This is a genomic window from Arthrobacter sp. UM1, assembly GCF_020483305.1.
GTDB lineage: Bacteria > Actinomycetota > Actinomycetes > Actinomycetales > Micrococcaceae > Falsarthrobacter.
Genome location: NZ_JACWAB010000014.1, coordinates 1 through 5537, shown reverse-complemented (window position 1 = coordinate 5537; position 5537 = coordinate 1). Strand labels below are relative to the sequence as shown.

At 56.9% G+C, this 5537-nt stretch carries 2 rRNA genes; both read left to right on the top strand.

What is annotated here, in order from left to right:
* Positions 1-303: 303 nt before the first annotated feature.
* Positions 304-1831: ribosomal RNA gene (locus H9I38_RS10675) — 16S ribosomal RNA — on the top strand.
* Positions 1832-2291: 460 nt separating this feature from the next.
* Positions 2292-5430: ribosomal RNA gene (locus tag H9I38_RS10670) — 23S ribosomal RNA — on the top strand.
* The 16S and 23S rRNA genes sit together here, the layout of an rRNA operon.
* Positions 5431-5537: the final 107 nt, after the last annotated feature.

The following is a 5537-nucleotide window of genomic DNA, read 5'->3' as shown; positions in this document are numbered from 1 at the left end:
TGGGGTTGCGCGGGGCTGGGGGTTCTGGTAAGATTGAAAAGTTGCTTCGGAGCGATCATCACGCGGTGAGCGGTGCCTATTGGTTTGGGTGCTGGTGTGTGGTGTGGTGCCGGACTGGTGATTGTTGTTTGAGAACTCAATAGTGTGCCAAGTTTGTCGAGACCGTATTTTTATGGTTGAGATGGCGGATCGGCGGGTCGCACCCCGTGGCCTGGTCTGGTCCGCGTATTTTTGCCTTGATTGAATTTTGTGCCGGGCGGCGCGGGTGTTTTCCCATTCGTGTTGTCTGGTGTTCGTATGTTTTTTACGGAGAGTTTGATCCTGGCTCAGGATGAACGCTGGCGGCGTGCTTAACACATGCAAGTCGAACGCTGAAGCTCCAGCTTGCTGGGGTGGATGAGTGGCGAACGGGTGAGTAACACGTGAGTAACCTGCCCTTGACTCTGGGATAAGCCCGGGAAACTGGGTCTAACACCGGATATGACCCGCTGTCGCATGGCAGCGGGTGGAAAACGTTTGTAGTGGTCATGGATGGACTCGCGGCCTATCAGCTTGTTGGTGAGGTAATGGCTCACCAAGGCGACGACGGGTAGCCGGCCTGAGAGGGTGACCGGCCACACTGGGACTGAGACACGGCCCAGACTCCTACGGGAGGCAGCAGTGGGGAATATTGCACAATGGGCGCAAGCCTGATGCAGCGACGCCGCGTGAGGGATGACGGCCTTCGGGTTGTAAACCTCTTTCAGCAGGGGAGAAGCGAAAGTGACGGTACCTGCAGAAGAAGCGCCGGCTAACTACGTGCCAGCAGCCGCGGTAATACGTAGGGCGCAAGCGTTATCCGGAATTATTGGGCGTAAAGAGCTCGTAGGCGGTTTGTCGCGTCTGCTGTGAAAGCCCGGGGCTTAACCCCGGGTCTGCAGTGGGTACGGGCAGACTAGAGTGCAGTAGGGGAGACTGGAATTCCTGGTGTAGCGGTGAAATGCGCAGATATCAGGAGGAACACCGATGGCGAAGGCAGGTCTCTGGGCTGTAACTGACGCTGAGGAGCGAAAGCATGGGGAGCAAACAGGATTAGATACCCTGGTAGTCCATGCCGTAAACGTTGGGCACTAGGTGTGGGGGGCATTCCACGTTCTCCGCGCCGCAGCTAACGCATTAAGTGCCCCGCCTGGGGAGTACGGCCGCAAGGCTAAAACTCAAAGGAATTGACGGGGGCCCGCACAAGCGGCGGAGCATGCGGATTAATTCGATGCAACGCGAAGAACCTTACCAAGGCTTGACATGGACTAGTAACGGTCAGAGATGGCCGCCCCTCTTTGAGGCTGGTTCACAGGTGGTGCATGGTTGTCGTCAGCTCGTGTCGTGAGATGTTGGGTTAAGTCCCGCAACGAGCGCAACCCTCGTTCCATGTTGCCAGCACGTGATGGTGGGGACTCGTGGGAGACTGCCGGGGTCAACTCGGAGGAAGGTGGGGACGACGTCAAATCATCATGCCCCTTATGTCTTGGGCTTCACGCATGCTACAATGGCCGGTACAAAGGGTTGCGATACTGTGAGGTGGAGCTAATCCCAAAAAGCCGGTCTCAGTTCGGATCGTGGTCTGCAACTCGACCACGTGAAGTCGGAGTCGCTAGTAATCGCAGATCAGCAACGCTGCGGTGAATACGTTCCCGGGCCTTGTACACACCGCCCGTCAAGTCACGAAAGTTGGTAACACCCGAAGCCGATGGCCTAACCCTTGTGGAGGGAGTCGTCGAAGGTGGGACGAGCGATTGGGACTAAGTCGTAACAAGGTAGCCGTACCGGAAGGTGCGGCTGGATCACCTCCTTTCTAAGGAGCAGCTACTGTTTCAGGGTTCCTGGTCTGTGTGCCGGGGGTTCTGGCGGTCAGCGTGCCCGTTGCACGGCCGAGTGTGTCGTGGCGGGTGCTCATGGGTGGAATCTCGGCAGATGGTGGCTTCCGTGCTGTGGATGTTCGGCGAGTACGCCGGCGGTGCTGGTTGTGGTGTGCGCCCTGTGGGGTGTGTGCTGTGGCTGGTTCTGCTGGTTGGAAGGTCTGGGTGTCTGTGGTGTCGGGGGTTGTTGGCGCACTGTTGGGTTTTGAGGCAACAATCGTTGTCTTGGCCTGCCTTCAGCTGGGCTGGATGCCGTGGGGTGTCTGGTGGGGGTTGTGCGGGTTGTTGTTTGAGAACTGCATAGTGGACGCGAGCATCGAGTGATTGTGATTTTTTGATCGTTGATCATGTTGTGTGTGCGTGACCATGCTGCCAGCGTGTGCTGGTTGTGTGTGTGGTCAAGTTTTTAAGGGCGCACGGTGGATGCCTTGGCATCAGGAGCCGATGAAGGACGTGGGAATCTGCGATAAGCCTGGGGGAGTTGATAACCGAGCGGTGATCCCAGGATGTCCGAATGGGGAAACCCCGCCACACGGTGTGTGGTGACCCGTGGCTGAACACATAGGCCATGTGGAGGGAACGTGGGGAAGTGAAACATCTCAGTACCCATAGGAAGAGAAAACAAGAGTGATTCCGTCAGTAGTGGCGAGCGAACGCGGATGAGGCTAAACCGGTGGTGTGTCATACCCGGCAGGGGTTGCATCATCGGGGTTGTGGGGACAGTCGTGACGGGTCTGCCGGCCTGTCGCAGGGAATGCGCGGCGCGAGGTGAACGGTCTTGAAAGGCCGGCCAGAGAGGGTGTGAGTCCCGTAACCGGTTGTGTTGGCGCTCTTGTGTGCTGTTGCCCGAGTAGCACGGGGCTCGAGGAATCCCGTGTGAATCTGCCAGGACCACCTGGTAAGCCTGAATACTCCCTGATGACCGATAGCGGACCAGTACCGTGAGGGAAAGGTGAAAAGTACCCCGGGAGGGGAGTGAAACAGTACCTGAAACCGTGTGTCTACAAACCGTCAAAGCCTCACTTGTGGGGTGATGGCGTGCCTTTTGAAGAATGAGCCTGCGAGTTAGTGCTGTGTCGCGAGGTTAACCCGTGGGGGGAAGCCGTAGCGAAAGCGAGTCTGAACAGGGCGATTGAGTGGCACGGTCTAGACCCGAAGCGGAGTGATCTACCCATGGCCAGGTTGAAGCGACGGTAAGACGTCGTGGAGGACCGAACCCACTTCAGTTGAAAATGGAGGGGATGAGCTGTGGGTAGGGGTGAAAGGCCAATCAAACTCCGTGATAGCTGGTTCTCCCCGAAATGCATTTAGGTGCAGCGTTGCGTGTTTCTTGTCGGAGGTAGAGCTACTGGATGGCCGATGGGCCCTACAAGGTTACTGACGTCAGCCAAACTCCGAATGCCGGCAAGTCAGAGCGCAGCAGTGAGACTGTGGGGGATAAGCTTCATAGTCGAGAGGGAAACAGCCCAGACCACCAACTAAGGCCCCTAAGCGTGTGCTCAGTGGGAAAGGATGTGGAGTTGCTGTGACAACCAGGAGGTTGGCTTAGAAGCAGCCACCCTTGAAAGAGTGCGTAATAGCTCACTGGTCAAGTGATTCCGCGCCGACAATGTAGCGGGGCTCAAGTACACCGCCGAAGTTGTGGCATTCAAGCGTATAGCCGAGCCTTTGTGGTTCAGGTGCTTGGATGGGTAGGGGAGCGTCGTGTGGCCGGTGAAGTGCCGGTGTGAACCAGGTGTGGAGGCTACACGAGTGAGAATGCAGGCATGAGTAGCGAAAGACGGGTGAGAAACCCGTCCGCCGAATGATCAAGGGTTCCAGGGTCAAGCTAATCTGCCCTGGGTTAGTCGGGACCTAAGGCGAGGCCGACAGGCGTAGTCGATGGACAACGGGTTAATATTCCCGTACCGATTCTGAACCGCCCATACTGATCTGGTGAGACTAACCGCCCGAACCGCACGTGACTGGTGCAGGCTCTTTTGGGTCTGTGCCGGCTGTGCGGGGAGCGCGGGACCTGAGCCGGGGAGGTAAGCGTGTTAACAGGTGTGACGCAGGAAGGCAGCTCAGCCAACGGTTGGAAGAGTTGGTCTAAGGATGTAGGGCGTGCGATAGGCAAATCCGTCGCACACGGGCCTGAGATCTGATGGGACCCCACCTGGTGGGGGATTGAGTGATCCTATGCTGCCGAGAAAAGCATCGACGTGAGGTTCAGTGTCGCCCGTACCCGAAACCGACACAGGTGATCTGGTAGAGAATACCGAGGCGATCGAGAGAATTATGGTTAAGGAACTCGGCAAAATGCCCCCGTAACTTCGGGAGAAGGGGGACCCCAACCGTGATGCGCCCGTGCGGCGTGGAGCGGGTCGGGGTCGCAGAGACCAGGGGGAAGCGACTGTTTACTAAAAACACAGGTCCGTGCGAAGTCGCAAGACGATGTATACGGACTGACTCCTGCCCGGTGCTGGAAGGTTAAGAGGACCGGTTAACACTCTTTTGGGTGTGAAGCTGAGAATTTAAGCCCCAGTAAACGGCGGTGGTAACTATAACCATCCTAAGGTAGCGAAATTCCTTGTCGGGTAAGTTCCGACCTGCACGAATGGAGTAACGACTTCCCCGCTGTCTCAACCATAAACTCGGCGAAATTGCAGTACGAGTAAAGATGCTCGTTACGCGCAGCAGGACGGAAAGACCCCGAGACCTTTACTATAGTTTGGTATTGGTATTCGCTGTGGCTTGTGTAGGATAGGTGGGAGACTGTGAAACGGACACGCCAGTGTTCGCGGAGTCATCGTTGAAATACCACTCTGGCCACCGTGGATATCTAACTTCGGCCCATGATCTGGGTCAGGGACAGTGCCTGATGGGTAGTTTAACTGGGGCGGTTGCCTCCTAAAGAGTAACGGAGGCGCCCAAAGGTTCCCTCAGCCTGGTTGGCAATCAGGTGTCGAGTGTAAGTGCACAAGGGAGCTTGACTGTGAGAGAGACATCTCGAGCAGGGACGAAAGTCGGGACTAGTGATCCGGCGGTACATTGTGGAATGGCCGTCGCTCAACGGATAAAAGGTACCTCGGGGATAACAGGCTGATCTTGCCCAAGAGTCCATATCGACGGCATGGTTTGGCACCTCGATGTCGGCTCGTCGCATCCTGGGGCTGGAGTTGGTCCCAAGGGTTGGGCTGTTCGCCCATTAAAGCGGTACGCGAGCTGGGTTTAGAACGTCGTGAGACAGTTCGGTCCCTATCCGCTGCGCGCGCAGGAAATTTGAGAAGGTCTGTCCTTAGTACGAGAGGACCGGGACGGACGAACCTCTGGTATGTCAGTTGTGCCGCCAGGCGCATCGCTGATTCGCTACGTTCGGATGGGATAACCGCTGAAAGCATCTAAGCGGGAAGCCCTCTTCAAGATGAGATTTCCATGCACCCTTGTGGTGTGTGAGGCTCCCACCCAGACCAGTGGGTTGATAGGCCGGATGTGGAAGCGGGGACTGAAGACCCGTGGAGCTGACCGGTACTAATAAGCCGATGACTTACACCACCACCCCAGCCTTTCCCACGTTTGTGTGTGGGTTGTGGGTGTTGCGCACACGGTCCGTGTGCTCGCGTCCCTGTGTGGTTCTCGACCAACAACCACACCCCCCCTCCT